The sequence below is a fragment of the Mesorhizobium sp. A556 genome (assembly GCF_054489545.1).
The window spans coordinates 1-1,968 of the sequence record NZ_JBTMXA010000049.1 but is presented as its reverse complement, the minus strand read 5'-3'; the positions used below and the strand labels follow the sequence as shown (position 1 = coordinate 1,968).

The 1,968-nt window shown below is 59.1% G+C and carries 2 protein-coding genes; both read left to right on the top strand.

The genetic code is table 11. The annotated features are described in order from the left end of the window. Positions 1–33 precede the first annotated feature (33 nt). Positions 34–1,512 carry a copper-containing nitrite reductase gene (gene nirK, locus ACX3P0_RS25195; protein ID WP_459092948.1) on the top strand — a complete coding sequence of 493 codons (1,479 nt, stop codon included), beginning with the start codon at positions 34–36 and terminating at the stop codon, positions 1,510–1,512. Positions 1,513–1,859: 347 nt separating this feature from the next. Continuing rightward, positions 1,860–1,968, top strand: a 109-nt coding sequence (locus tag ACX3P0_RS25190; RefSeq protein WP_459092946.1) for a DUF6522 family protein, incomplete at its 3' end; no start/stop codon positions are given.

The window sequence follows — 1,968 nt, the reverse complement described above, 5'->3', positions numbered from 1 at the left end:
TTTTTCCAGCCATCAATTTTCACTGGGTCGATCATGGCGCAGTCGCTTGCGAGCCTTGGCGCGACGCTTGCCATCTGGCTGTATCGCCGGCTTAGCGGCCCGACCCATCAGCATGGTTCGGCTGCAAGCGATGCGGCTGCGGCGCAGACGCAAGCCGAACCGGCCGCGCCATCTGCTGGACAGGCACCCACTTCGGTGCCCGCCGAACCCGCACCGGCTGCATCCTACCACAACCCCAAAACCTTTACGCTCAAGACCGGTATCGCTGCGGGGCGTATGGTCTACCCCGGCGTTGGTGGCGACATCGATGGTCAGATCAACCCCACGCTTATGCTGCATGAAGGCGAACTTGTGCAGATCAACTTGATCAACGGCGAAGGCGCCGAGCACGACGTGGTCATTGACCAGTACGCGGCACGCTCGTCGATTGTGGTTGGCAAGAACGCGTCCTCCACGTTTTCCTTCACCGCTGGAAAGGTCGGCGAGTTCGCCTATTTCTGCTCCATCGCCGGCCACAGGCAGGCGGGCATGGAGGGGCTCATTCATGTCATGCCCGGGCCGCGCGAGGCGATGACCTCGGATGCCGCCGACATCGTCCACGATCCCGCCGATTTGCCAGGGCCGATCGGACAGCGCGCACCGAAAGTGGTCAAGGTTGATCTTGAAACGGTAGAACTGGTCGGCAAGCTGGATGATGGCACGACCTACACCTACTGGACGTTTAACGGCAAGGTACCGGGTCCATTCGTAAGAGTGCGCGTCGGCGATACTGTCGAGGTGCATCTGAAGAACCCGGAAGGCAGCGTCATGGCTCACTCCGTCGATTTCCATGCCGCGACGGGCCCGGGCGGCGGCGCGCATGTTACGCAGACGGATCCCGGCAACGAGAGCATCGTAACCTTCAAGGCGCTGAATCCCGGTATATTCGTCTACCACTGCGCGACGCCGAGCGTGGCCCACCACATCACCAGCGGCATGTACGGGATGATCCTGGTCGAACCGGAAGGCGGCCTGCCGCAGGTCGATCGTGAATTCTACGTCATGCAAGGCGAACTCTACACCGTCGAACCCTTCGGCACGCAGGGGGAAATGGAGATGGACTATGATAAGCTGATCTCCGAGCGGCCGGAATATTTCGTGTTCAATGGCGCAGTCGGCTCGCTTAGCAAGACGCATCCGCTCTATGCCAATGTCGGAGAGACGGTTCGCATCTTTTTCGGCGTCGGTGGCCCGAACTTCACTTCGTCGTTCCATGTCATAAGCGAGATTTTCGATCATGTTTATTCCATGGGCAGCGTACTTTCGCCACCACTGACGGGGGTGCAGACGGTGACTGTTCCGCCGGGCGGCGCGACCATCGTCGATTTCAAAATCGATCGCGGCGGAAACTATGTGCTGGTTGACCATGCCTTGTCGCGCGCCGAGCGTGGCCTTGTCGGCTATTTAATCGTCGATGGCCCGGAGAATGACGATATCATGCACGCCGGGCCGGCTGACGCGCCCGAAAAATAAAATCCAAGACAGCTCAATCCCGGCGCATACGCCTGCGCGCCGGGATTCGCACCTAGGACTTCGCAGCCCACCATGATTGGTGACTATCGGTTGGTCTATTGATGACCCGTAGCTGATCCCACTGTGACGCTGGAGACGCAAAATGCGGGCAGCCTTCTACTCCCTGAGGCTACCCCACAGGCAGACGTTAATCGGTGCAATTCTTCTCAGGGTTGAAATCATTCGAGCCAGGAAGCGTCCATGAGGGCTACGACGAGGAACAAGCGTCAGCGCTGGACGTTTATGTAGTGACCTCGGCCGTGCCATTCGGTGTGTATCCGGCGTTCTGCGAAGGTTAACTAGCTGACATGACGGAAATCAAATTCGATGACGGCGCGATCGAGGTCGACGCGGCTGTCATTGGCAAAGGGCTTGGGATTGATGCCTCGGCTGTCCAGGATCTTGTTCGTAACGGCA

Coding starts and splice junctions, on each gene's coding strand:
- nirK (WP_459092948.1), top strand. CDS start 34: ATGGCGCAGTCGCTTGCGAGCCTTGGCGCGACGCTTGCCATCTGGCTG.